Source organism: Acidiphilium sp. 20-67-58 (assembly GCF_002255515.1).
Lineage (GTDB): Bacteria > Pseudomonadota > Alphaproteobacteria > Acetobacterales > Acetobacteraceae > Acidiphilium.
The window spans coordinates 36957-62080 of sequence record NZ_NCAS01000009.1; the positions used below are offsets into that span (position 1 = coordinate 36957).

The 25124-nt window shown below is 66.9% G+C and carries 25 protein-coding genes; 9 read left to right on the forward strand and 16 right to left on the reverse strand.

The genetic code is table 11. The annotated features are described in order from the left end of the window. The first annotated feature begins 2 nt into the window (after nucleotides 1-2). Nucleotides 3-494: a biopolymer transporter ExbD gene (locus tag B7Z76_RS04970; protein ID WP_291342506.1), complete on the forward strand. Its 492-nt coding sequence runs from the start codon at nucleotides 3-5 to the stop codon at nucleotides 492-494. Between the two features lie 40 nt (nucleotides 495-534). Here the strand turns inward: B7Z76_RS04970 and B7Z76_RS04975 are convergent, their stop codons facing one another. Beyond that, nucleotides 535-1908: an FAD-binding oxidoreductase gene (locus B7Z76_RS04975; protein ID WP_291342508.1), complete on the reverse strand. Its 1374-nt coding sequence runs from the start codon at nucleotides 1906-1908 to the stop codon at nucleotides 535-537. 116 nt (nucleotides 1909-2024) lie between these two features. Between B7Z76_RS04975 and B7Z76_RS04980 the strand changes: the two genes are divergently transcribed. After that, nucleotides 2025-2837: a TIGR00282 family metallophosphoesterase gene (locus B7Z76_RS04980; protein ID WP_174504755.1), complete on the forward strand. Its 813-nt coding sequence runs from the start codon at nucleotides 2025-2027 to the stop codon at nucleotides 2835-2837. Here B7Z76_RS04980 and B7Z76_RS04985 read toward each other — a convergent pair. Further along, a complete protein-coding gene (locus B7Z76_RS04985; protein ID WP_291342510.1) occupies nucleotides 2829-3368 on the reverse strand; it encodes a cytochrome b in 540 nt (179 codons plus the stop codon). The two genes, B7Z76_RS04980 and B7Z76_RS04985, sit on opposite strands and share 9 nt — an antisense overlap. 87 nt (nucleotides 3369-3455) lie before the next feature. Between B7Z76_RS04985 and B7Z76_RS04990 the strand changes: the two genes are divergently transcribed. Beyond that, complete coding sequence (locus tag B7Z76_RS04990; protein ID WP_291342512.1) at nucleotides 3456-4421, forward strand: hypothetical protein; 966 nt, start codon at nucleotides 3456-3458, stop codon at nucleotides 4419-4421. Here B7Z76_RS04990 and B7Z76_RS04995 read toward each other — a convergent pair. Both B7Z76_RS04995 and aroB read right to left on the reverse strand, forming a co-directional pair. Then, nucleotides 4354-5025, reverse strand: a complete 672-nt coding sequence (locus B7Z76_RS04995; protein ID WP_291342514.1) for an FMN-binding negative transcriptional regulator — start codon at nucleotides 5023-5025, stop codon at nucleotides 4354-4356. The genes B7Z76_RS04990 and B7Z76_RS04995 overlap by 68 nt on opposite strands. 9 nt (nucleotides 5026-5034) lie before the next feature. Then, nucleotides 5035-6693 carry a 3-dehydroquinate synthase gene (gene aroB / locus B7Z76_RS05000; RefSeq protein ID WP_291342515.1) on the reverse strand — a complete coding sequence of 553 codons (1659 nt, stop codon included), beginning with the start codon at nucleotides 6691-6693 and terminating at the stop codon, nucleotides 5035-5037. A gap of 27 nt (nucleotides 6694-6720) precedes the next feature. Here aroB and B7Z76_RS05005 point away from each other — a divergent pair, with 27 nt between their 5' ends. Then, entirely contained in the window at nucleotides 6721-7638 is a 918-nt protein-coding gene (locus tag B7Z76_RS05005; RefSeq protein WP_291342517.1) for a site-specific tyrosine recombinase XerD, read from the forward strand. 97 nt (nucleotides 7639-7735) lie between these two features. Here B7Z76_RS05005 and B7Z76_RS05010 read toward each other — a convergent pair whose 3' ends face one another. The 8 genes from B7Z76_RS05010 to B7Z76_RS05045 form a co-directional block, all read right to left on the reverse strand. Next, on the reverse strand, nucleotides 7736-8545 hold the full coding sequence (locus B7Z76_RS05010; RefSeq protein ID WP_291342519.1) for an AAA family ATPase: 810 nt from the start codon (nucleotides 8543-8545) through the stop codon (nucleotides 7736-7738). Between the two features lie 25 nt (nucleotides 8546-8570). Beyond that, nucleotides 8571-9422 (reverse strand): GTP-binding protein, encoded by an 852-nt coding sequence (locus B7Z76_RS05015; protein WP_291342521.1) that lies wholly within the window; start codon nucleotides 9420-9422, stop codon nucleotides 8571-8573. A 30-nt stretch (nucleotides 9423-9452) separates the two neighbouring features. Then, nucleotides 9453-11528 carry a flagellar biosynthesis protein FlhA gene (flhA, locus tag B7Z76_RS05020; RefSeq protein WP_291342523.1) on the reverse strand — a complete coding sequence of 692 codons (2076 nt, stop codon included), beginning with the start codon at nucleotides 11526-11528 and terminating at the stop codon, nucleotides 9453-9455. Next, on the reverse strand, nucleotides 11528-12883 hold the full coding sequence (locus B7Z76_RS05025; protein ID WP_291342525.1) for a sigma-54 dependent transcriptional regulator: 1356 nt from the start codon (nucleotides 12881-12883) through the stop codon (nucleotides 11528-11530). The genes flhA and B7Z76_RS05025 overlap by 1 nt, the downstream gene beginning before the upstream one ends. Before the next feature lie 7 nt (nucleotides 12884-12890). Then, complete coding sequence (fliN, locus tag B7Z76_RS05030; RefSeq protein WP_371808643.1) at nucleotides 12891-13202, reverse strand: flagellar motor switch protein FliN; 312 nt, start codon at nucleotides 13200-13202, stop codon at nucleotides 12891-12893. A gap of 40 nt (nucleotides 13203-13242) precedes the next feature. After that, on the reverse strand, nucleotides 13243-14253 hold the full coding sequence (locus tag B7Z76_RS05035) for a flagellar motor switch protein FliG (RefSeq protein ID WP_174502614.1): 1011 nt from the start codon (nucleotides 14251-14253) through the stop codon (nucleotides 13243-13245). Further along, complete coding sequence (fliF, locus tag B7Z76_RS05040) at nucleotides 14250-15815, reverse strand: flagellar basal-body MS-ring/collar protein FliF (RefSeq protein WP_291342528.1); 1566 nt, start codon at nucleotides 15813-15815, stop codon at nucleotides 14250-14252. The genes B7Z76_RS05035 and fliF overlap by 4 nt, the downstream gene beginning before the upstream one ends. Nucleotides 15816-15934: 119 nt before the next feature. Then, nucleotides 15935-16390, reverse strand: coding sequence for a nucleoside deaminase (locus B7Z76_RS05045; RefSeq protein ID WP_174504759.1), 456 nt, complete (start codon nucleotides 16388-16390; stop codon nucleotides 15935-15937). 54 nt (nucleotides 16391-16444) lie between these two features. Between B7Z76_RS05045 and B7Z76_RS05050 the strand changes: the two genes are divergently transcribed. From B7Z76_RS05050 to rsmD, 3 genes are read left to right on the forward strand one after another with little or no spacing between them, the layout of a single operon-like run. Then, a complete protein-coding gene (locus tag B7Z76_RS05050) occupies nucleotides 16445-17158 on the forward strand; it encodes a gamma-glutamyl-gamma-aminobutyrate hydrolase family protein (RefSeq protein WP_174502615.1) in 714 nt (237 codons plus the stop codon). Further along, the gene (locus B7Z76_RS05055) at nucleotides 17155-17895 is read left to right on the forward strand and encodes a pseudouridine synthase (RefSeq protein WP_291342530.1); all 741 of its coding nucleotides are present in this window, start codon (nucleotides 17155-17157) and stop codon (nucleotides 17893-17895) included. Before B7Z76_RS05050 ends, B7Z76_RS05055 begins: the two co-directional genes overlap by 4 nt. Next, nucleotides 17895-18452 (forward strand): 16S rRNA (guanine(966)-N(2))-methyltransferase RsmD, encoded by a 558-nt coding sequence (gene rsmD / locus B7Z76_RS05060; protein ID WP_291342531.1) that lies wholly within the window; start codon nucleotides 17895-17897, stop codon nucleotides 18450-18452. Before B7Z76_RS05055 ends, rsmD begins: the two co-directional genes overlap by 1 nt. Nucleotides 18453-18491: 39 nt before the next feature. Here the strand turns inward: rsmD and B7Z76_RS05065 are convergent, their stop codons facing one another. The 3 genes from B7Z76_RS05065 to B7Z76_RS05075 are packed head-to-tail and all read right to left on the reverse strand — an operon-like array spanning nucleotide 18492 to nucleotide 22415. Further along, on the reverse strand, nucleotides 18492-19190 hold the full coding sequence (locus tag B7Z76_RS05065) for a class I SAM-dependent methyltransferase (protein WP_291342533.1): 699 nt from the start codon (nucleotides 19188-19190) through the stop codon (nucleotides 18492-18494). Nucleotides 19191-19192: 2 nt separating this feature from the next. Next, a complete protein-coding gene (locus B7Z76_RS05070) occupies nucleotides 19193-20551 on the reverse strand; it encodes an AarF/ABC1/UbiB kinase family protein (RefSeq protein ID WP_174502619.1) in 1359 nt (452 codons plus the stop codon). Nucleotides 20552-20567: 16 nt separating this feature from the next. Beyond that, nucleotides 20568-22415, reverse strand: a complete 1848-nt coding sequence (locus B7Z76_RS05075; protein ID WP_174502620.1) for a M3 family oligoendopeptidase — start codon at nucleotides 22413-22415, stop codon at nucleotides 20568-20570. Nucleotides 22416-22626: 211 nt separating this feature from the next. Between B7Z76_RS05075 and B7Z76_RS05080 the strand changes: the two genes are divergently transcribed. Both B7Z76_RS05080 and B7Z76_RS05085 read left to right on the forward strand, forming a co-directional pair. Further along, a complete protein-coding gene (locus tag B7Z76_RS05080) occupies nucleotides 22627-23448 on the forward strand; it encodes a 23S rRNA (adenine(2030)-N(6))-methyltransferase RlmJ (protein ID WP_291342536.1) in 822 nt (273 codons plus the stop codon). Continuing rightward, complete coding sequence (locus B7Z76_RS05085) at nucleotides 23445-24410, forward strand: NAD(P)H-dependent glycerol-3-phosphate dehydrogenase (RefSeq protein ID WP_291342538.1); 966 nt, start codon at nucleotides 23445-23447, stop codon at nucleotides 24408-24410. The genes B7Z76_RS05080 and B7Z76_RS05085 overlap by 4 nt, the downstream gene beginning before the upstream one ends. Before the next feature lie 6 nt (nucleotides 24411-24416). On the opposite strand, the gene B7Z76_RS05090 is transcribed toward B7Z76_RS05085, so the two are convergent. After that, complete coding sequence (locus B7Z76_RS05090; protein WP_174502623.1) at nucleotides 24417-25124, reverse strand: haloacid dehalogenase type II; 708 nt, start codon at nucleotides 25122-25124, stop codon at nucleotides 24417-24419.

A 25124-nucleotide genomic window follows, 5' to 3' on the forward strand; every position in this document is an offset into this window, starting at 1 on the left:
TCATGAACATGCGCTATTTCGAGGCCCGGAAGGCACGCGTCGAGATCATCCCGATGATCGACGTGATGCTCTTCCTGCTGGTGTTCTTCATCATCGTCACGCTGCAGATGATCCCGGATGCGGGAATCCCGATGCAGCTGCCGAACTCGACGCAGACGACGCATCTCAAGCACCCGAAATTCACCGTGAACATCCTTGCCGATGGCAGTATTCAGGTGAAGAAACAGGTGCTGACGCCGGCCCAGCTCACCGCCATGTTCCAGGCCGACGGCGATCCGTCCAAGACCGAGGTGACGATCGCCGCGTCGAAGGCCGTCGCCTTCCAGCATTTCGTGACGGTGATGGACGCCGCACGAAAGGCGGGTGTCACCGATATCGGCATCGCCGCGCAGCCGGTTGCCGGAGCTGCAGCTTCTCCGGCCGGCGGAACGCCTGCTGCTGCCGCGCCGGCAGCGCCGGCCGCCGCCCCTGCCGCACCGGCCAGCGGCAACTGACCCGACTGGTTGGCCGGGCCCGAGGCGGCCCGGCCAACCTTCAGTCGAGAAACATCTTTCCCGGATTGAGGATGCCGCGCGGATCGAGCGCCTGCTTGATCGCACGCATCACGCCAAGCGCTGCCGCCCCGTGCTCGCGCGGCAGGAATTCCCGCTTGCCGAGCCCGACCCCGTGCTCCCCACTCGCAGCCCCGCCGAACGACAGCGCCTGGGCGACGATTTCACGATCGAGCTCCCATGCTTTCGCCCGGCCTTCCTCGCCTTCGGGATAGAGGATCAGCACGTGGAAATTGCCGTCGCCGACATGGCCGACGATGCAGGCTTCGAGACCAGAGCGGGTCACCGCCTCGCGCGCCAGCGAAACCGCCTCGGCCAGACGCGAGATCGGCACGATCGTGTCGGTCGCAAAGGCGCCCTTGCCCGGATAGGCGGCCCGCGCTGCCCAATAGGCATCGTGACGGGCGCGCCAGAGCCGGTTGCGGGCCTCGGTTTCGGTGGCGAAGGCGAAGCCGCTGCCGCCATGGGCCCTGGCGATCTCCTCGGCCATCGCCCCCTGCTCGGCAACACCCTGCGCACTGCCGTGGAACTCGAACATCAGCGTCGGGCCGGCGGTGAGATGATCGAGCTTCGAATAGGCGATCGAGGCTGCCATCTGCGCGGTATCGGCGAATTCGATGCGGGCGACGGGAATGCCCGTCTGCATGATCTCGATCACCGCGGCGACTGCGGCGTGCTCGTCGGCGAAACCGCAGACGGCGGCACCGATCGCCTCGGGAATGCCGTAGAGTTTCAGCTGCACCTCGGTGATGATGCCGAGCGTGCCCTCCGAACCGATCAACAGGCGGGTCAGGTCATAGCCGGTGGACGATTTGCGGACCCGCCCGCCGGTGTCGATCACGGTGCCGTCGGCCAGCACGGCGCGCAGCCCCAGCACATTGTCGCGGATCGTGCCGTAGCGCACCGTGGTCGTGCCGGACGCGCGCGTCGCACACATCCCGCCGATCGTCGCATCGGCACCGGGATCGACCGGGAAGAACAGCCCGTGATCGCGCAGATAGGTGTTCAGCTGCCGCCGCGTCACCCCGGCCTCTACCCGGCCGTCGAGATCGGCGTCATTCACCTCGATCACCCGGTTCATCCGCGTCAGGTCGAGGCTGATACCGCCGCGCACCGGCGTCACATGGCCTTCGAGCGAGGTGCCCGCGCCGAACGGCGTGACCGGCACGCAAGCCGCGTGGCACAGCCGCAGCAGTTGCGAAACCTCCTCGGTCGACTCGGGAAACGCCACCGCATCCGGCAGGCTGGTGGCAGCATTGGCCTCACCATGCGCATGGGTTTCACGGATATTGGCGTTCAGGCTGAGCCGCTCGCCGAAAATGGCGCGGGCAGCGTCGATCGTGCTCTGCGTGTCCATGGCTTCAGGCTAACGTCATTTCCCGGCAAAGTCATGTGCCGGCCCACAAGCCGCCAGCGCCGACTTGCCCAACCGGCGCGGAGCGAATACCGCATGTCGCCATGCAGACGACAGTGATGAAGCTTCTCTATCTGGGTGACGTTGTGGGCCGGTCCGGGCGCGAGGCCGTCATCGCCGCCCTGCCACGGCTGAAACAGGAACTCGGCGCCGATGTCGCGGTAGTCAACGGCGAGAACGCCTCCCACGGATTCGGCCTCGCGCCGGACATGGCGGACGCCCTGTTCGCCGCCGGGGCGGATGCCATCACCCTCGGCAACCACGCCTGGGACCGCAAGGAGATCATCCCCTATATCGCCCAGCAGAAGCGGGTGATCCGGCCGCTCAACTTTCCCCCGGGCACCCCGGGCGATGGCGTGGTCGACATCACCCTGCCGGATGGGCGACGCGTGCTGATCGCGCAGGTGATGGGCCGGCTGTTCATGGACCCGATGGACTGCCCGTTCCGCGCGCTGGAAGGGGTTCTGTCGCGCGTGCGGCTCGGCGTTACCCATGCGGCGATCATGGTGGATTTCCACGGCGAGGCGACGAGCGAGAAAATGGCCTTCGCCCATCGGTTCGACGGTGCGGTCACCGCCGTGCTCGGTACCCATACGCATATCCCGACCGCCGATCACCATGTTCTGGCCGGGGGGACCGGCTTCATGGCGGATGTCGGCATGTGCGGCGATTATGACAGCGTGATCGGCATGACCAAGGAGGCGGCGATCGGCCGGTTCATCCGCAAGATGCCTGGCGAGCGGCTGCACCCGACCGAGGGTGAGGCGACGGTGTGCGGCGCGCTGATCCGAATCGCCTCGGACGGGCGGGCGCTGGCGGTCGAGCCGGTGCGCCTCGGCGGCCGGCTCGCCCCCGCCATGCCCTCACGCTGAGCGGCGACCGGGCAACATCCGCCGGATGATATGCTCGCCGCGCATCTCATGCCGCACGGCGCCGCCGACATGGGCTGCGAACAGCAGGATGATGGCGATCCCTCCCCAGAAATGGAGGAATTCGAAAACCTCCTGCACGCCGTGATTCTTGCCGACAATGACAGGCAGGGTGAACAGCCCGAAGAACGGCACCGGGCGGCCATGCGCCTCGACGAACAGGATGCCAAAGATCGGCATCGCCAGCAGCAGCGCGTAGAACAGCATCTGGGTCGCATGCGCCGCGATCTGGAATGGGCGCCCGATCGTCTCCGGCAGCGGCGGCACGCCAGAGCGGCGCCGGATGATGAGGCGAACCACCATCAGCGCGAGAATGGCAAGGCCGAAGCTCATGTGGATGACCGCGAGCGGGCGGTGAACGGATTTCGAAATCAGGTCGTAATGCAGCAGCAGCCCGGCAATCACGAGTCCGATGACGGTTGCGGCGATCAGCCAGTGCAGGACCTGGATGGATGGGCGATAACGGGCGTCCATGGATTGACCTCGAATGATGTTCGCATTGATTGACCACAGGAGAATGGCGCAGCAATGGCAGGCTCGTTACGGCAATCATACAATTTCGTGAGCCCGGTTCTCGCGGTTCATGCCGACTGGAGCGTGAGCCCCGCGAAGCGCTGGATGAGCGTCGCCCGGCGCGAGGCTGGGCGCTGGCGCATCGAAGCGCCGGAAAAGGTGGGCGAAGCCGCAACCCTCGCCGCACGGCTGCTCGAACGCGCCGCCGGTGCTGCTGTTGCGCTCGGCGTCGACTTCCCGATCGGCCTGCCCCGTGCCTATGCGCGTGCCGCCGGCATCGACGATTTCGTGGCGTGGTTTGAACGGCTCGATCCCGCTGCCCCCCTGTTTCACCCCTGCGCCAATCTTGCCGAAATCAGCCTTGGTCGACCGTTCTACCCGCTGAAGACCGTGGCCGGCGCCGGGCAGATGGCCCGTCTCGCGGCCGCGCTGGGGATGGACGGTGCGGCTTCGCTGCGCCGCGCGGTCGATTGTCGGACCGCAAGGCGGCCGGCCGGCGCGCCGCTGTTCTGGACGATGGGGGCCAACCAATGCGGCAAGGCAGCCATTTCAGGCTGGCGGGATTGCCTGCTGCCAGCCCTGGCGCAGGGGCTCACACTGCGCCTCTGGCCCTTTGCCGGTGCGTTTCACGACCTGCTCGCGCCCGATCGTATCGCCATTGCCGAGACCTATCCCGCCGAGGCCATGGTGCAGACCGGGCTCAGACTGGCCGGGAGCAAGCGTCGGCAATCGGACCGGTCTCGCCTTGCCCCCGCGCTGCACGCGCATTTCACCGCCTGCCGTCACGATTCCGCGCCGGAGCTGATCGCCCGGATCGGGGATGGATTCGGCGCCGCACCTGAGGGCGAGGATGCATTCGACTCCCTGCTTGGCGTGCTGGGGCTGATCCGGGTGATCGATGGCGCGCCAGATGGCACGGAGGCAGGACTGCCGGGCGATTCGGCCATCATCCGCGCGGTCGAGGGCTGGGTTCTGGGACAGGTCGATCCGCCGCTGCCTCCCGCTCCCGCATGATCGCCGCCTCCTCGGTGCGGCCAGATTCGGCGAGCGCGGCAATCACGCCGGCGCGATCGGCCGGCGGCCGGTTCTGGCTGAGCTTGCGCTTCGCGATCATCGTGTCGATCCGCATCACGACCCCGACAATCCCCTTCAGCTGGCCGGCGATGAAATCATCCGGCGCATCGCCCACATGCCACGGGGCGGGCTGCGATGCCTCCTCGCGGTCGGTCAGCGTCGCCACGATCTCATGCAACCGCGCCGGCTCCTCGACGATCTCTACCGGCCCGCGCGCATGCACCGCCTCGTAATTCCAGGTCGGCACGACACGGCCAGTCTCCCGCTTGGTCGCATACCAGCCGGGCGAGACGTAGAAATCATGCGCCTGGAAAATCGCCATCGCCGGCGCGCCATCGCGTAGCGCCTGACACTGGCGGTTGGCGCGGGCAAGATGCCCGACCAGCGTGCCGTGAGGGGCCGGATCGGCGCGATGGAACAGCGGAAGATGCGTCGCCTCCAGCCCTGCCGCGGTGGCCGTCACCAGGATCGGCAGGCGACAGGCGCGGATGATGCCGGCAATGACCGCCGGATCATCCTCGGCAAAGGCCGGCGGAGTATACATCGCCGACGATCAGCCCGCGCCGCAGGCGATCAGCGTCGCCCGAACGGCCTCCACCGGCACCTCGCGGCTGGTGAAGGCGCCGCCGATGCCGCGGGCCAGCACGAAGGCCAGCCTGCCATCGCGCATCTTCTTGTCGCGCTGCATGTGACCGAGCAGCGCCTCGGCGCTCCAGCCGCCGATCCGGTGCGGCAGGCCGACCGCTTGCAGATGTGCTGCGATGCGCGGCGCGATCGCCGCATCGCAATGGCCGAGCCGGGCCGAGAGATCAAACGCGCAGACCAGGCCGATCGCCACCGCCTCGCCATGCAGCAGCGCCGCGCCATAGCCGGTTTCGGCCTCGAAGGCGTGGGCGAAGGTGTGGCCGAGATTGAGCAGCGCGCGGCCATCCTGCTTCGCCTGTTCGCGCGGATCTTCCATCACCACCCGCCCCTTGAAGGCGACGGCGCGGGCGACCGCTTCTTCCTGCAAGCCCTGGTCGCCGCCGAGCAGTGCCGCGCCATGGCTCTCGCACCAGTCGTACAGCGCGGGATCTGCGATCAACCCGGCCTTGACGATCTCGGCATAGCCGGCGGCGGCCTCGCGGCGCGGCAGGGTGGCCAGCGTATCGCTGTCAATGATCACAAGGCGGGGCTGGTGAAACGCACCGACGAGGTTCTTGCCATGGCGTGAATTCACCCCGGTCTTGCCGCCGACGCTGGAATCAACCTGCGCCAGCAGGGAGGTCGGAATCTGCGCAAAGGGCAATCCGCGCAGCACACTCGCCGCCGCAAACCCGGCCAGATCACCCATGACCCCGCCGCCGAGGGCGATGATCGCGGTCTGCCGCTCCGGCTTCAGTGCGAGAATGTCCTCGACCAGCGTGGCGAAGCGGGCGAGGCTCTTCGATCCTTCGCCTGGCGGGACGACGATCCGCTCATGGATGAAGCCCGCATCATCGAGCGCGCGCTCTAGCCTCGGCAGGTGGGTCTGCGCCACATTCGCGTCAGTGACCACCACGGCACGCCGTGCCGGCAGCGCCGCGGCAAGGCGGGCGCCAGCACCATCGAGCAATCCGCGGCCGATCACCACGTCATACCCGGCATCGGGCAGGTCGATCCGCACGATCTGCGCCGGCGCATGGCGGGCAAGGGCGGCGGCAACGGTCTCGGTGGTCATGTCCGGTGAGTCCTCGGTACTGTCGACGATAATGTCCGCCCCGGCATAGACCGGCCCGCGGACAGCGGAAAGCCTTGCGAGGATCTCGCCAGGGTCGCCCTGGTTAAGCAGTGGCCGGTGGGTCCGGCCGCGCACCCGGCCGAGCAGGACGCCGATGGTTGCGCGCAGCCAGACCGAAATCGCCCGTTCCCCGATCACGGCGCGGGTATCCGGATCCATGAAGGCGCCGCCGCCCGTCGCAAGCACGACGGGCGGGCCACCGAGCAGGCCGGCGATCACCTCCCTCTCGCGGGCGCGGAACGCCGCCTCGCCTTCGGACGCGAAGATCTCGGCAACCGTCTTGCGGGAAACCGCCTCGATTTCGGCATCGGAATCGTGGAATGGCAGCTGAAGCCGCGCGGCCAGCCGCCGACCCACCGCCGACTTGCCCGCGCCCATCAGCCCGATCAGCACGATGCTGCGCCCTGGATGAGCCGCGGGTGCGCCGGCGGCATGAAAACTCTTGTCGGACATCGTCGCGCGGATTACCACAAAATCTGCATGGCACTAGAGCGGCATATCGAAGCTTTCCTTGAATCGATGGTTGCCGAGCGCGGGGCGGCGCAGAACACCGTTCTTGCCTATCAGGCCGATCTCGCCGATTTCGCCGCGTTCTGCGCCTCGCGCGGCAGTGGGCCGGCTGCCGCCGATGCCACGATCGTGACCGACTATCTCGCCAGCCTTGCGGCCGCAGGGCTTTCCGCCCGCACCCAGGCCCGCCGTCTCTCGGCGCTGCGGCAGTTCCAGCGCTTCCTGCTGCGCGACGGCCAGCGCCACGACGACCCCACTTCCCTCACTTCCTCGCCCAAGCAGCCGCGGACGCTCCCGAAAACGATCAGCGAGGCGGAGGTGAGCGCTTTGCTCGCCGCGGCAGGCACACTCCCTGGCGCCTCGGGGCGAGTTGCGGAGGCAGGGCTGGAAATCCTGTATGCGACCGGAATGCGGATTTCGGAAATGCTGGAACTGCCCGCCCATGCGCTACCGCTGGATGGCAACATGCTGCTGATCCGCGGCAAGGGCGGACGCGAGCGGATCGTGCCGCTGTCCGCAGCGGCGCGAGATGCGGCGAAGACATTGCTCGACACCAACCCCGAGCGGCCGGCGCGCTACCTTTTTCCGGGCCGCCGCAAGGGCATGCCGATGACCCGACAGGCTTTCGCGCGCCTGCTCAAGCGGGTTGCCCTCGCGGCGGGGATCGATCCCGGCCGGCTTTCACCGCACGCGCTGCGTCATGCCTTTGCGACCCATCTTCTCGCCCACGGCGCTGATCTGCGCAGCCTGCAGACGCTTCTCGGCCATGCCGATATCTCGACAACGCAGATCTACACGCATGTCCTCGCGGAGCGACTGCAAAAGCTCATGGAAGAGCACCACCCGATGGCCCGCGAGGCTTCCGGGCCCGCCGAACAGATCCCCTGAACAGCTAGAGCATCATCCGATCGGGTAAAAATATTAATTTTGTCAATATGATAGAACACGACATCCGATCCGAACGGATCGGAAAGTGCTCCAGCGCCTATTTAGCGAGCAGCCTGCGAGCAATCGACTGAATGACCGCTGCAGTGGGGGATTGCGGGAATTCCGAGAGAAACAGGCGCTGCCCGCGGATCGCCTCGCCGATATTGTCGTCCCGCTGTATGATGCCGAGCAGCGGCGGATCAAGGCGCAAGAAGCCGCGGGCGGCGCGCGCCAGCGCGGCATGCGCCCTCCGGCCGGCAGGCTCGGTCTCGATCTGGTTGATCACGATCCGCGCATCGACGGCGGCTCCACGATCAGCCCGATCCCGCTGGAGCAGCTTGAGCACGGCATAGCCATCGGTCAGGCTCGCCGGATCGCCGGTGGAGATCAGAACCAGAGTATCTGCCAGCGCCGCGAGATGGCGCGATGCGGGCTCGACCCCCGTGCCGAGGTCGAGCAGCACGATGTCGTATCTGGTCTTCGCATCCAGCAGGCTGCCCACGAGGCGCTCGATCACGACTGGATCGAGGCCGGAGAAGGTGCCTGAGCCCGCCTCTCCGGCCAGCAGGTCGAACCCGCCCTGGCCGACCCTGACGATGCTGTCCGCGAGCGACGCCTCGTTGCGCAGGACCGCCCCGATATCGGACTCGGCAAGATGGCCGAGCTGGATATCGGCATTGGCGAGCCCGAAATCCGCATCGAGAACCAGAACACGCGCGCCGCGCGCGCTCATCGCCTGCGCGAGCGACAATGTGAGCCAGGTCTTGCCCACGCCGCCCTTGCCAGATGCAATGGCAATCAGTCGCGGCTGCGTGCGCGGCACGGCCGTTACCGCGGAACGCTGCGCGCGGTCATGGAGAGCGGACACGCCGGCGGGGCGGAGAAAGGCGGGCTCAGGCCGCATGAGCAACAGCGTCGCTGGCGGTGCAGGCGGCGAGCAGGCGCTCGACGATGAAGGCGGGTGTTACGGGCTCGAGCGCATCGCTGACGCGCCCGGAGGTTCCCGCCTCGGTCAAGGTGAGCGGCACGGCACCGGCGGTCGCGACCAGGCCGCCGAGACGGCGGGATATGTCAAGCCGGGTCGGGATCAGCGAGGTTGCGCCCGCATCATGAAACCGCGAGGCGATCTCGACACTGTCGGCCGCATCAAGGCCGGCTGGCAACACAAGCGCCACGGTCCCGCCAACCTCCTCCGCCATCGAGCGGAGCGTATCCATCTCGGCGTTGTCGAACGGATCCATGCCCGGCAGATCGATCAATGTCGGCCGCAGCGTGGCCGGCCGCCGCCGGATGGCCTTGGTATTGGCGGCGGTGTCGATGAATTCGGCCCGCAGGATCCGGCAGAGCGCGGCAAGCTGGGCAGAAGCCCCCGCACGGTTCTGGTCGGCATTGATCACGGTGGGCCGAATACCCGAGAGCGTGAAGCGCGTGGCAAGTTTCACCGTCGTCATCGTCTTGCCGGCACCCGGCGGACCGGCGATGATCAGCGGGCGGTCGAAATCGAGCTTGCCAAAGGCAAACGTGCCGGCGACGGCCTCGTCCGGCGACTGATCCGCCCACGCGGTCGCGAGTTCAGCCGGTACACCATGGAACGACAGCGCCTGCCGCCAGGGATTGGTCGAATCCTGCGGCACTTCGGGATCCAGCGCCACGGTGATCTCGAATTCACGCCCCCGACGTCGGCTGTCGAGGATCAGCGCATCAGGGCCGAGCAGGCGATGGGCCTCGGCGAATGCTTCGCGCATGGAGGCCGACCTGATCACTTTGACTTTCATTCAAATCGCTCCAACGGTTCTGATACGGGCACGCGGGAAAATTTCGGTCTGGGCAAGCACTGGGGTGGTCGGACGGATACGTTCGACGATTGCCCGTACATGGGCGCGAAGTTGCGGACTGGTGAGCAGCACGGGCGTCTCGCCCTCGGCACCTGCGGCCTCGCAAACCTGCGCGAGCCGTCGCGTGAACTCGGTCAGCCGGTTTGGCGCAAGCGCCAGCTGCCGCGCCTCGGCGGGGCCCACCAGCGCCTCGGTGAGCTCGGTTTCCCACTCCGTGCCGATGATCACGAGCGGAACATATCCGTGCGATCCGGTATGGGCATCTGTCAGCTGGCGAGCGAGGCGGGTGCGGACATGCGCGGCAATGGCCGGGATCGCCCGCAATTGCATCGAGACCGCCTCGTGAATGCCCTCGAGGATTGTCGGAAGATCACGGATCGATACGCGCTCGGCCAGCAGGGCCTGCAGCACGCGCTGGACCCCGCCGACCGAGAAATGCGTCGGGATGAGGTCGGTAACGAGGCGCTGCTGTTCACGCGGCAGGTCGTCAAGCAGCTTCTGGGCTTCGGCGAAGGAAAGCATTTCAGCCATGTTGTCCTTGACCACTTCGGTCAGGTGCGTGGTCAGCACGCTCGCCGGGTCGACCACCGTGCATCCGAGCCCGATCGCCCTTTCACGGTCTACCTGGTCGATCCAGATCGCCGGCAGGCCAAAGGCAGGCTCGGTGGTCGGGTCGCCCGGCAGCTCCGGCCGGGTCCCCGAGGGCGTCATGGCCAGCAACCGGGTCGGCTGCAGAACGCCCGATGCTGCCTCGATCTCCTTGATCCGCACGGAATAGGTCGTCGCCGCCAGCTGCATGTTGTCCTGAATCCGCACCGGCGGGAGGATGAAGCCCATTTCGGTGGCGATCGCCCGGCGCAGCGCCTTGATCTGTTCGGTCAGGCGGGGCGTGTCGCCGCCCGCCAGAACAAGCAGCGCATAGCCGAGTTCGAGCCTGATCTGGTCGATTTTCAGCGCATCGGTAATCGGCGGCTCCGCCGGGCCAGCGGGTTCCGGTGTCGCCACCTCATGGTCGGACTGCGGCGGATTCTTCCATCGGTAATATGCCCCCCACCCCGAAAGGCCTGACAAGGCGAGAAACGGGATGAACGGCAACCCGGGCAGGATTGCGAGTACGAAGGCGCCGGCTGATGCAATCGCCAGCGGCTTGTGCGAGCGGCTGAGCTGGGCCACCAGCGCGGCATCCGCGGTACCTTCAGCGCTGCCTTTGGTCACCACGATACCTGCGGCCACCGAAACCAGCAGTGCGGGAATCTGCGATACCAGTCCCTCACCGATCGAGAGAGTGGTAAACGCCGATGCGGCGTCATGCACTGACATGCCGCGCTGCACGACGCCGATGGCAAAGCCGCCGACGATGTTGATGGACGTGATGATCAGTGCCGCGATCGCGTCACCGCGCACGAATTTCGCGGCACCATCCATCGCACCGTAAAAGCCGCTTTCCTGCTCGAGGTCGGCACGCTTGCGGCGGGCCGTCACCTCGTTGATCGCGCCAGAATTGAGCTCGGCATCGATCGCCATCTGCTTGCCGGGAATACCATCCAGGGTGAACCGCGCCGCGACCTCGGCGACGCGGGTGGAGCCCTTTGTGATCACGATGAAGTTCACGACGATCAGGATCGCGAAAACGATCAGCCCGATCAGCAGGTCGCCGCCCATGAGAAAGCCGCCGAAGGCTGCGATCACGTGGCCGGCGGCTTCGGCTCCCTCATTGCCGTGCGACAGGATTTCGCGCGTCGCGGCGATGTCAAGGGAAAGGCGAAGCAGCGTGGTCAGCAGAAGGACCGTCGGGAAGCTCGTGAAGTCGATCGGCCGGCGGATGAACAGCGCGACCATGAGCACAAGGATACTGCCGGTGAAGGAGAGCGACAGGCCGGTATCCAGCAGGAAAGGCGGCAGCGGCACGATCAGGATGGTGATGATGCACACCACACCGACCGCGAGACCGATATCGGTGCCGATCCGGATTTCCTGCAGACGCCCCCGCAGAGTTGCGATATCTGTAGCAGCCATCAGGCGGCAACACCGTTATGGGGTGCCGGAACATCGGCACCACGGGTGGCATAGTCACGCAGCTTGTTGCGCAGCGCACGGATGGAAATGCCGAGAATGGTTGCCGCATGGGTGCGATTGCCGAGGCAGCGATTCAACGTCTCCAGGATCAGCGCCTGTTCGACATCCTCGACCCGCCGCCCGACAAGCGCGCCAATCGTGCCGCCCGACGCCAGAGCTTCTCCGGCATCGAGCATGCCCGGCTGATCCCGTGCTTCGCCCGAGAGGCCGATATGCTCGACATCGATCATCGGACCCGGCGACAGCAGGACCGCACGATGCATCGTGTTCTCAAGCTCACGCACATTCCCGCGCCAGGTATGGGCAAGCAGGCGTTCCACTGCCCGGCTGGTCAGGTGCTTTACCCCCGCCTCGTTCAACCGGGCATAATGCGCCACGAAATGATGTGCGAGCGGCGCGATATCATCCGGGCGCTGGCGCAGCGGCGGAATCCGCAGAGTGACAACGTTGAGACGAAAGAACAGGTCCTCGCGGAAACGTCCATCCGTAATCGCGGCACCAAGGTCGGCATTCGTCGCGGCGAGGATGCGCACATCCACCGGCACCGGACGGTCGCCACCCAACCGGTCGACCGTGCGTTCCTGCAGCGTGCGGAGCAGCTTGGCCTGCAGGCGCACATCCATCTCGCCGATTTCGTCAAGCAGAAGCGTGCCACGATCAGCCGCCTCGAACTTGCCGGCGCGCCGTGCGATCGCGCCGGAGAATGCCCCTTTTTCGTGACCGAACAGCTCCGACTCAAGCAGCGTGTCCGGTATAGCTGCGCAATTGAGAGCCACGAAGGCCCCCTTGCTACGCCGTGAGCGGCCATGAATGTAGCGAGCCAGCACCTCCTTGCCGGTGCCGCTCTCGCCCATGATCAGGATCGACGCGGTGGACTGCGCCACCTGATCCGCCTGGGCCAGGACCGCGCGCATGGCGGGATCGCGAGCAATGAACTCGCCCTGCTGCTCCGCCGATACGGCCGACAGGATGGCCGCGATCAGGTCGGAATCCGGCGGCAGGGGCAGATATTCCCGCGCCCCGGCACGGATCGCGTCCACCGCCGCATCTTCGTCGTCCTCGGCACCGGCTGCGACAACCATCGTGGTGAACCGCTCGGCCACAAGCCGCTTCATCAGTTCGCAGAGGTCATGCTTGACATCGCAGATGATGAGGTCGGTTCGCGCATCCGTACGCAGGCTGTGCAGGGCCGCATCGATGGTTTCCGCCTGGGCAAGCGTGGCACCGCGGGAAGCCGCAATGCGCGCCGCGACGCCAAGCTCACCCGACAACGAACCGATGATGAGAACCCGCATGGCCGTCCTATCCGTTGCGGTCGGATTTGACGATTTCGGTCATCGTGATGCCGAGCTTGGTTTCGTCGAGCATCACGACCTCGCCGCGCGCGATCAGGCGGTTATTGACGAAGATGTCGATCGGGTCCCCCGCCTTGCGATCGAGCTCGACAACGGCGCCGCGCCCGAGCTTCAGCAACTGGCTGACCTGCATCGTCGAGCGCCCCAGAACGGCGCTGACGAGCACGGGAATATCGTAAACTGCCTCCAGATCCCGGCTCGGCCGCTGGGAGTCGCCACTATCCCCCGCGGGGCGGCGGGAAACGGGTGCGAGTTGCAGATCCGACAGGGTCTGCCCGTTGGGGGTCGGCTCTGTGATATCAGATGACAAGGTCGTCTTCCTTTCCGGTACCGATCTCGATTTCGCCCTGGGCTGCGAGTTCCTTGGCGGTGCTCACGATCGTGAGTTGTGCTGCATCGACATCCCGCAGCCTGACGGGGCCGAGCGCCTCGATATCCTCGCGCAGCATCTTCGCGGCGCGTTCGGTCATGTTACTCATGAACAGATCGCGGATCTTTTCCGAAGCCCCCTTCAGGGCAAGCGGCATGATGTCGCTATCGACCGCGCGCAGGACGGTCTGGATATCCCGCGGCGCAAGACGGATGAGATCCTCAAAGGTAAACATCAGCGAGCGGATGCGGCTGGCGGCTTCCTGGTTGCGGTTTTCCAGCGCGCTGAACATGCGGCTCTCGACCGTGCGGTCGAACGAGTTGAAGATTTCCGCGAGCTTCTCGTGTGGATCTCGCTGAATGCTCGATGAAAGATTGACCATGAAGTCGACCTTCAGGGTCCGTTCGACATCGTCGACCGCTTCGCGCTGCAATCCTTCGATCGTCAGCATCCGCTCGATAACCTCGATCGCCAGAGGTTCCGGCAGCAACGCGATGACACGGGCCGCATGCTCGGCAGTAACCCTTGACAGCACCATTGCCGCCGTTTGCGGGTGTTCGTGGCAGAGATAATCGGAGAGCACCGACTCGTTCACCTTGCCGAGCTTGTCCCAGATATTCTTGCCCGCCGGGCCATGGATATCCTCAAGGATCTGGTCGACCCGGCCCGGCGGGATCATCTTGCGGAGCAGTCTCTCCGCCAGTTCCGCCGAGCCCGACACGCCCGAGGTCCGCCCCATCCGTCCGGCAAATTCAAGGCAGAGCGCCTCGATGGTCGCCGCCGGCACCGAACGGAGGGCGACCATGGCGCGCGACACCTCGCGTAGCTCGTCGTCACTGAGTAGCGCCATCAGCTTCCCGCCGGCTTCCTCGCCGAGGGCAAGGATCAGCGCCGCCGCCCGCGCAGGCCCCTTGAGCTGAAGCTCGTCCGTCTCGCTCATTGCACCGGTTCCTGGCCGATCCAGTCGCGCAGCACCGCTACGCTTGCGTCAGGATGCCGCTCGATCAGGTCGGCGATGACCTTCACCGGATTGGTCTCATCGACACTGGCCGGACCCGCGATCGCTGCGGTTTGCTCGCCATTCGCCGTCGAAGGCGGCTCGATTGCGGCCACCACCGGTTCGAGAATGCGGCGGACCATTGGCTTGAAGACCACGAGCAGCGCCGCGATGGCGACACCTGCGGCCAGCAGCATGCGCAGCAGCGGCATCAGCAATCCGCTCGAAAGAAAGCGGTCAAGGAGCGAGGGCGCGTGCATGGCCGGCAACTGGTTCGGCGCAAACTGCAGCGACTGGACATCAACCACATCACCGCGCGACTTATTGTAGCCGATCGCGGTTTTGACGAGATCCCGGATCTGCGTGATCTGCGCGGCCGTGCGGGGCTTCCAGACCACCTGCCCCTTCGGCCCTTTGGACGGCACTTCATCGAGCATCACGGCAACGCTGATCCGGGTAATCTGCGGTGTCGCGTGCACGATGTGCTTCACGCTCTGGCTGATCTCGTAGTTGGTCGTCTGCGTCGACTTGCTTTGGGTATCGAGCCGCGTCGGCGACGAACTCTTAGGCTGGGCGCCGGGCAGGTTGTTTGAAACCGATACGGTCTTGTTCGCCCCGTTGCTGCGCGCGCTTTTCGAACGCGTCTGCTCCTGGCTGCGCACGACCTGTCCGTTCGGGTCATACGTGGTCGAGGTCTGGTCGCTGCGATCGAAATCCATCGACACGGCGGTAACAACCCGCACGGCGCTGGGTCCGACCACGGCAGCCAGCATCGACCGGACAGCGTCCGACAGCTGGTGTTCGGTCGACCGCTTCAGCGCCGCATCGCGGGCGTTGAGCAGCGAGTCGTCGGTGCGCCCGGCCTGGGCGAGCAGATCGCCCCGGTTGTCGACGATCGATATGTTGGTCGGTTTCAGCCCCGGCACCGCCGAAGCCACAAGGTTGAGGATCGCATCGACACTTTCATGATCGAGCGGTGCGGCGCCAGCGAGCGAGAGCATCACGCTGGCCTGGGCCGGCGCCGTGCTGAGGCTGAACTCGTCGCGCCGGGGAAGCACAACCTGCACGCGGGACGCCGAGACGCCATGGATCAGGTCGATCGTCCGCTCAAGTTCGGAATCGAGGGCGCGCGTTTCGTCGATCCGGTTCAGAAAACTGGAGCCAAGGAGCGGGTTCTTGTGATCGAAGATGGCGAAGCCGTCGGACGAGCCGGCCGGAAGGTTGTGTTGCGCCAGCAGAAGCCGCGCCTCGTCGAGCTGGGCGGGCGTAACCAGGACGCTATGCCCGCCCTCCCCGATCGAATAGGGAATGTGTGCAGCCTTCAGCGTCGCGGTGATCTGGCCGGCATCCTTGAGGCCGAGACCCGAATACAGCGTTGCTGACGGGGAAGGACCACCGGTCAGCACCAATGCCGCCATCAGCCCAAGCACAGCAACCGCCACGGCCCCCATGGCACCCAGCTTTACCGGGCCCAGCGCCTTCAGGTTCGCGATCAGCTGTTTCATCGGCCGTGGGACCCCGATTTTGAGTCCCGACGCAGCCAGTTGTTGAACTGCATGTATCCATCCTGCGGTTACGACTTTTTGTCGCAGGATCAACATCGCTCATCAGAGTAACTGTTCGGTTAACACTCGGCAGAATTTGCCGAGCCGCGTCGCTCCCGAAAAAATTGTTGCAATAATGACGCGGCTGCAATCTCCCCGACCCCACCGATCACCTCCGGCCGGTGATGGCAGGAGGGCTGGGCGAAAATCCTTGGCCCGTGCTCGACTCCGCCCGATTTGGGATCATAGGCGCCGAAGATCAGGCACTGGATGCGGTACAGGGAAATCGCCGCGGCGCAGAGCGGGCAGGGTTCGAGGGTCACATACAGCCTGCAACCCTGCAGAAATTTCCCACCCCGCCGTCGGGCGGCCGCCCGCAGCGCGAGCAGTTCGGCATGCGCGGTCGGATCGGCGCGCGCCTCCACCTCGTTGCCGGCTGCGGCGAGAACGACACCCGCGGCATCGACGATGACGGCACCGACCGGCACCTCGCCGCGGTGCGCGGCGGCTTCGGCCTCTTCCAGGGCTTGGCGCATCGGGGTCACGTCCGCTCTCTTGCCTTGAGGGCGGGATGAGGTCTAGTTCTGCCCATGAAAAACCGTCCCCTGATCGGACTGACGCTGGATGCGGAGCAGCCTGGCGGCTACTCGAAATTCCCCTGGTATGCTCTGCGCGCCAACTACATGGACGCCATCGCCGATTGCGGCGGGGTGCCCCTGGCCTTGCCGCACCGGGCGGAACTGGCGCCCGACATGCTGGATGCCATATCCGCCCTCGTGGTCACCGGCGGCGCGTTCGACGTCGATCCCGCGCTGTACGGCGAACCCGGGCGCCATGAAACCGTGACATTGAAAGAGGGCCGGACCGCGGCGGAGGCAGCACTTGTCGGCGGCGCGCTCGCCCGCGACATGCCGGTTCTCGGCATTTGCGGCGGCGAGCAGTTGCTGGCGGTGGCCCTCGGCGGCACGCTCATCCAGCACATTCCGGATTCGGTGCCCGATGCCCTCCCCCACGAGCAACCCAACCCGCGCAACGAGCCGGGCCACGAGATCGCCATCACACCGGGAACCCGCCTCGCTTCCATCGTCGGCACCGCCACGATGCTGGTCAACTCGGCGCATCACCAGGCGGTGCGCGCGCCGGGCCCTCGCCTCGTCGTCAATGCGCTGGCGCCGGATGGCGTGATCGAGGGAGTGGAATCGGCCTCGCACAGGTTCTGCCTCGGCGTACAGTGGCATCCGGAATTCCTGATCGATCCTGGCGACCGGCGGCTGCTCGAGGCCTTTGTCGAGGCCGCACGATGAGCGATCCGGAGAGGGACGAACGCGGCGAGCGGATCGCGAAATTTCTCGCTCGGGCGGGTATCGCAAGCCGCCGCGATGCCGAACGCATGATCGAGGCCGGCAGGGTCTCGCTGAACGGCGCGAAGGTTCTCCACCCCGCAACCTTCATCACCGCCGGCGACATCGTACTGGTCGATGGCACGCCGGTGGCAGCTCCGGCGCGCACCAGGCTCTGGCGCTATCACAAGCCGGCGGGCCTGCTGACCACGCATCGGGATCCCGAGGGCCGGCCCACCATCTTCGAGCGGATGCCGGCCGAACTGCCCCGCGTGGTCAGCATCGGCCGGCTCGATCTGAACAGCGAGGGGCTGCTGCTGCTCACCAACGATGGCGCCCTTGCCCGCCAGCTCGAATTGCCGGCGACCGGGTGGCTGCGCCGCTATCGCGTGCGTGTGCATGGCACGATCGACCCGGCCCGGCTCGCGGCGCTGAAGGGCGGCATTGTCGTAGACGGCGTGCGATACGGCCCGATCACGGCTGAAATCGACTCCACCAAGGGATCGAATTCCTGGCTCGCGGTTGGCCTCAACGAGGGCAAAAATCGTGAGATCCGCAAGGTAATGGCCGCACTCGGGCTGGAGACGACCCGCCTGATCCGTATTGCCTATGGCCCGTTCCAGCTCGGCAACATGCCACGCGGCGCGGTCACGGAAGTCAATCCCAAGGTCCTCCGCGAGCAATTGCCGAAAGCTGGCTGATGAGCGGCCCGCGGATCATCGCCGGCGCCTGGCGCGGCCGCACGCTGGCCGTGCCGGAGGGCGCACTGACCCGGCCAACCGCCGGTCGGGTGAGGCAGGCGCTGTTCGACATTCTTCTCCATGCCCCCTGGGCGGAGGACGCTGTCGTCGGGCGCGCGGTGCTCGATGCCTTGGCCGGCTCGGGGGCGCTCGGGCTGGAAGCCCTGTCGCGCGGCGCGGCGAGTGCCACTTTCATCGAGCGGGACCGTGCGGCGCTCGCCGCACTTCGCCGCAATCTCGTCGCATGCCGCGCGGAGGACCGCGGCCGGATTGTCGCCGCGGATGCCCTTGCCCCGCCGCGCGGCACACCGCACGACCTCATCCTGCTGGATCCGCCCTACGGCAGGGATCTTGTGCCTCAGGCGCTCCAGGCGCTCGCCGGGGCCGGATGGCTTGCCCCCGGCGCGCTGATCGCTGCCGAATTCGGCAAGGCCGACCCGCAGCCAGCCGATCTTTCCGTGCTCGCCGAGCGCGCCCACGGTCCGGCGCGGCTGGTCATCTGGCGCCATCCGGCCTGAAAACCCCCGGCTTGACCACCACTGGCCATACCAACGCTGTCAGGTCATGATTACAGCGACATGGCCCTTCTCGCCGGCATAGCCGAGATAGCGATAGCTGCGCCCGCCCTCGGTGCAGAATTCCTGGAAAGCCTTGTATTCATGCTGCCGCCAGCCGGGATAGTTGAAATACTCGTCGAACACGATGACCGTGCCGGGACGGATGCGGTCGGACAGCAGATCGAACACGGTTTTGGTCGAGGAATAAATATCGCAGTCGATATGCAGCAGCGCGACCGGCTCCGCCGTCTCCGCCAGGAATGCGGGCAGCGTCGCGTCGAACCAGCCGACATGCAGGCGCACATTGCCGGGCACGTTCGGCAGCGTGCCGCGCCGGTCGAAGGCGCCGCGGGCGGAGGCGGTGCCGGCCCAATCCTCCGGCAAGCCCTGGAATGAGTCGAACCCATGGACCATGCGCGGCGTCGCCCGCGCGAGGCAGTTGACGGAAAGTCCCTTCTCCACCCCGAATTCCAGCACGAGCCCGGCTTCCGGCGCACGCGACAGGGCGAAGCGCAACAGGTCGAACCGGTCGCGCAGCATCATCGCCGCCTGCATGTGGCCCATCACATAATCCACTGCCTCCCGCTTGGCAGCGAGGCGGATATCGAAGGCGAGATCGTTGAGATACCATGAATGCAGGATCTTCCGGTACGCCCGTGCCAGAAGCCCGCCGCGCAGGCCGCGCTGGAGAATCGCCATGGTCAGAGCGGCTTCGGCACGCCGGCGCGGGCCAAGGCAGCCTCCTGCCGTGCCTCCAGCGATGCGGCATCGAATTCAGCGACCGTCTCCTGGAACAGCTGCTGCCAGTTCAGCTCTGCCCGCAGCCGGAGAAACACGCTGCCGAGCCCGATCGCCGAGCGGTCCATCAGCACGAATTCGCGCGGCGGCCGGACCCCTCCGGTGCGCTTCAGCCCTTCATGCACTTTTTCGGCAACGCTGCGGCCAAACGTCACGTCATTGGTCTCCTGGATCGCCCGCACCCTGTCCTGCATCAGCGGCTCGTAGAGAAAGCGCGCCCATTCGTTCAGCACGTCGAGCTTTTCGCGGGTGATGTCGGTAAACCCCCAGGAGGTGTAGGCATGATGGGCCAACTCGTCATCCTTGTCGCGGATCGCCCGGAACAGGTCGATCACCCCGGCGACGAAGCGGGCGCCGAACACGCGGATGGCACCGAAATCGAGCAGGTTGATCCCGCCCGCAGGGTTCACCTGGTAATTGCCGAGATGCGGATCGCCGTGGATCACCCCGTAGCGGTAGAACGGCACATACCAGGCACGGAAGAGCGCGCGCGCAACCCGGTTGCGGCTCTCCTGGTCGGGATCGGTGTCGAGAAACGCCTGCATCCCGATGCCATCGAGCCAGGACATGGTCAGCAGGCGGCGGGAGGAATATTCGGGGATCGGTTCGGGAATGACGATATCCGGCTGCCCCTCCAGCATGATCGCGTAAAGCCGCGCCTGTGCCGCCTCGCGCGTGTAGTCGAGCTCCTCGCGCAGCCGCGCCGCCAGTTCGACATAGATGTCATCCTGGTGGATGGCGTTGTCCATCCGCTTGTAGACGGCCATCGCGAGCTTGAGCTGCCGGAGATCGGATTCCACCGTGCTCGGCATGTCAGGGTATTGCAGCTTGCAGGCGACGATGCGACCATCCGGCAATTCTGCCTTGTGCACCTGCCCGAGACTGGCCGCGGCAGCCGCTTCGCGCCCGAAGGTGCGGAATTTCCGTTCCCAGTCCTGACCGAGTTCGGCACTCATCCGCCGGCGGACGAACGCCCAGCCCATCGGCGGCGCATTCGCCTGCAATTGAGCGAGTTCCCGCGCATATTCCTCGGGCAGCGCATCCGGCACGGTGCTGAGAATCTGGGCGATCTTCATCATCGGGCCCTTGAGGCCGCCGAGGATGGTCTTCAGATCTTCGGCATGCCGGCCGCGATCGGTGCGGATGCCGAACACCCGCTCGCCGGCCACCCGCGCGGCGATGCCGGACACCGCCCCCGACGTGCGTGCGAAGCGCCTGATTTCGCCGAACAGCGTGCCGCCATTATCCGCTTCGTTGGCCATGTATCCCCGGTTTCCCTCAGTGTTCCAGTTCGTCGATGAAGCCGGCGATGACATCGAGCCCACGGCGCCAGAAGGCCGGGTCCGATGCGTCGAGGCCAAATGGTGCCAGCACCTCGCGGTGCCGCCTGGTGCCGCCTGCTGCCAGCATATCGAGATAGCGATTGACGAACCCGGCCGCTTCACCCCGCGCCGCGGCATCATGGTAGACGCCATACAGCGCGTTCACCAGACAGTCACCGAACGCATAGGCGTAGACGTAAAACGGCGAGTGCACGAAATGCGGCACATAGGCCCAGAACATCCGGTATTCGTCGGAAAATTCGAAGGCGGGACCGAGGCTTTCACGCTGCACCGCGAGCCAGATGGCGCTGATCTCGTCGGGCAGCAGCTCGCCGCGCCGCCGCGCCGCATGCAGCCGCTGCTCGAATTGATGGAAGGCGATCTGCCGGACCACCGTGTTCAGCATGTCCTCCACCTTCTGCGCCAGCATCAGCCGCCGCCGCTGCGGGTCGGTCTCGGCGTCGAGCAGCGCGCGGAAGGTCAGCATCTCGCCGAACACGCTGGCGGTTTCCGCAAGCGTCAGCGGTGTTGATGCCATGAGATAGCCCTGGCGCGCGGCAAGCACCTGATGCACGCCGTGACCAAGCTCATGGGCCAGCGTCATCACGTCACGGGTGCGGCCGTGATAGTTCAGCAGGACATAGGGATGGACATCCGGCACGGCGGGATGGGCGAACGCACCGCCGGACTTGCCGGGGCGGGGCACGGCGTCGATCCAGCCGCCATCGAAGAACCGGGCGGCGACCGCGCGCATCTCCGGGCTGAAGGCGCCATAGGCGCCAAGCACCGTCTCGCGGGCCTCGGACCAGCTGATCCGTCGGTCCGGCTCGCCCGGCAGCGGCGCGTTGCGGTCCCAATGCTGCAAGCGCTCAAGGCCCAGCCATCCGGCCTTGAGCGTGTAGTAGCGGTGCGCCAACCGCGGATAGGCTTGCGTCACTGCCGTCACGAGCGCCTCGACCACCTCGGGCTCGACCCGGTTCGCCAGGTGGCGCGCCGCTTCGGGCGTGGGATAGCGACGCCAGCCATCCTCGATCGCCTTGTCCTTGGCGATCGTGTTGAGGATCTGGGCGAAGAGCCGGGAATTGCGCTGCAGCGTCCCGCCGATCGCCCGGCCGGCGGCCTCGCGCCGCGCGCGATCCGTATCGGACAGCCGGTTGAGCGCGGCCGACAGCGTCAGGTCCTCGCCCGCCACCGGCACCCGCAGGGCAGCGGTCGTCTCGTCGAACAGGCGGGACCAGGCCGCATGCCCCGTCACCTCCTTCTCCAGCAGCAGCCGCTCGATCTCGCCGGACAGCTGATGCGGGCGCAGCGCCCGCAGATCGCGCAGCCACGGCGCGTATCGGGCGAGCGCGGGATCGGCGAGCGCCGCCTCGAGCGCAGTGTCGTCGATCAGGTTGATCTCGATGGGAAAGAAAACGAGGTTTCCACCGATCGCGGTCGCCCGTTCCGCGATCGACTGGTAGAACGGCCCGGCGGTCGGCACCGTGGCGTCGGCGCTGAAATTGAGCTGCGCAAATGTATGCAGCCGCCCCAGCCCCTGCTCGATCGCCTCGTATCGCGCGATCGCGGCGGCCAGCGCCGCCCCGTCCAGCCCGGCAACCGTTCCGCGCAGCGCTGCCGCGAAGGCGATGGCGTCGGCCTCGAGTCGCGCAAGATCCGCCTCGATCGCCTGGTCCTCGGTCCCACGATAGAGATCGGTCAGGGTCCAAGACGGCAAGGCAAAGGCGGCATCGTTGCCGGCCTCGGGCCGCACCGTCACGCCAGCCATGTCGTCGGGCAGGGCCAGTGGGCGGGTCAGCGTCATCGAAAACTCCTCGTGTCAACAATGCGCCAGGTCTGAAACCCGACGGATTTCAGATCCGGGTCCGGGCGTGGCGCGTTCACATTCTCTTTTCCGCCAGCCGGATCGTCCCGCTTTTCTCAACGGCAGTGCCCCAGAGATAGGCCGGAAAATCCACCCGTCAAATGCCAGGCTCTGGCGCGGCCCGCCGCGGGCGACTATCAGCCGGATCGAGATGAATTACCGCCACGCCTATCACGCCGGCAATGCGGCCGATTGCCTGAAGCATGCGCTTCTGGTCCTGCTCCTGCGCGCGCTGACGCGCAAGGCAAAGCCGCTCTTCGTGCTCGATACCCACGCGGGACTCGGCGCCTACGATCTCGCCGGCCCCGAAGCCGGCCGCACCCGCGAGTGGGAAGGCGGCATCGGCAGGCTGCGCGCCGCTTCGCCCACTGCCCTCGCCGATTATCTGGCGCTGGTGCCGCCTGGCCTGGCCTATCCCGGCTCGCCCGCGATCGCCCGCGCGCTGCTGCGCCCCGGCGACCGCCTCGCCCTCTGCGAGTTGCACCCCGAGGATGCGGCGGCGCTGAAACGCCGGTTCCGCGGCGATCCGCTGGCCCAGGTCCACGCTCGTGACGGCTACGAGGCCGTCTCCGCGCTGCTGCCGCCGGCCGAACGCCGCGCCCTCGTGCTGATCGATCCGCCCTTCGAGCGTGCCGATGAGTTCGCCGTCCTCGCCAGGACGCTCGATGCCGGGCGACGCAAATTCCCCTCCGGCGTGTTCGCGGCCTGGTATCCCGTCAAGCACCGCGCGCCCGTCCGCGATTTCATGGCCGATATCACCGCCAGAGGCATCCCTGACGTCATTGCCTGCGAGATGCTGCTCCGCCCGGCGATCGACCCGGCGCGGCTGAACGGCAGCGGCCTGCTGGTGATCAACCCACCCTACGGATTCGAGGCCGCGGCGGCCCCGGTACTGGAAGCGTTGTGCGCCGCGCTGGGCGAGGAAGAGGCCAGTACCGCCATCATTCGGCTTGCCGGAGAGGACGCAGGATGACACAGCACCCCGAATTCGTCGTGATCGGCGCCGGCGCCTGGGGAGCCGCCCTCGCCACGCTCTACGCCGCGCAGGGACGGCGGGTGACGCTGGTCGCGCGCGACGCCGCGAAGGCCGCTTCACTGGCCGCTACGCGCGCGACCCCGCATTTGCCCAGCCTCCGCCTGCCGGACAATCTCGCCATCGCCGCGCGGCCGCCCGAAGCGCCGGTCACGCTTCTCGCGGTGCCGTTCCAGCATTTGCGGGAAACCCTCGGCCGCCTGCCGCAAGGCAACGGCACGCTGGTTCTCTGCGCCAAAGGAGTGGAGCGCGAAACCGGCGCGCTGGGGCCGGAAATTGCCGCCGAGATGGAACCCCGCCGGCCCTGCGCGGTGCTGACGGGCCCGAACTTCGCCCACGAGATCGCCGCCGGCCTGCCGGCCGCGTCCGTACTGGCAATGACCGACGCAGCCTCCCGGCGCGACCTCGTCCAACGCCTCGCGACGCCGCGCCTGCGGGTCTATGGCAGCGCCGACCCGATCGGCGCGGCGCTTGGCGGGGCTGCAAAAAACGTCATCGCGATCGCCGCCGGCGCGGTGATCGGCGCCGGGCTCGGCGAGAACGCGCGCGCGGCGCTGATCACCCGCGGCCTTGCCGAGATCGGCCGCCTCACCGAAGCCATCGGCGGTGCCGCGGAGACGATTTCGGGCCTCGCCGGGCTGGGAGACCTGATCCTGACCGCAACGGGCGGCGCCAGCCGGAACTACCGCGCCGGGCTTGCCCTCGGCCGCGGCGAGCGCCCCGCACCGGAGGGCGGCGTGATCGAAGGCCTGGCGACCGCCCCTGCCCTGCTCGCCCGCGCACGGTCGGCCGGCTGCGAAATGCCCGTCACCGAGGCGGTGGCGGATCTGATCGGTGGCCGCAGCACGCTTGAAGCCAGCATGCGCCGGCTGCTCGGCCGCGCCTTGCGGGACGAGCGCTGAGCCGCGTCAGACGCCGAATTCGGCAGCCAGCGCCTCGACCGAGTCGACGACGATCTCCCACGGCCCGGACGGGTTGGCGCGATCGCCGGTGGCGGCGCCGAATTCGAGCGGGCGGCTGATGAACGCCGTCCGCAAGCCGAAACTCGACGCGGCCGCGAGATCGTCGTTATGCGCGGCGGCCAGCATCACCTCATGCGGCGCGAGACCGAGATAGTCGCAGGCCCCGAGATAGACCTCGGCATCGGGCTTGTAGTGGCGGAAAATATCCGATCCGAAGGTGACATCCCAGGGGAAACCGTTGCGCCGCGCGAGCGAGACCTGCAGCGCGACATGTCCGTTCGAAAGCGGGCCGATGATTACCGCCTGCCGCAGCCGTGTGAGCCCGGCGACCGTGTCCGGCCACGGCGCCAGCCGGTGCCACAGCTTGACGAGGTGCTCGCAATCGGCGTCCTCCAGCGGACCGAAGCCGTGCCGCCGGGCCAGATCGACGATTGCATCGCGGTGCAGGTCATCGAGCAGGGTCCACGGGATGGCGCCGCGGCGAACCCGGTCCATCGAGGGGCGATAGGTCCGGCGCCAGGCATCGGCAATCTCGGCCCAGTCCGCATTGCGGCCGCGCGCGGAACCGAATGCGGTCAGGCCGGCGATGACGCTGCCGCGCCAGTCGACCAGCGTGCCGAAGACATCGAACAGGACGGCGCGGGGCTGGGCCAT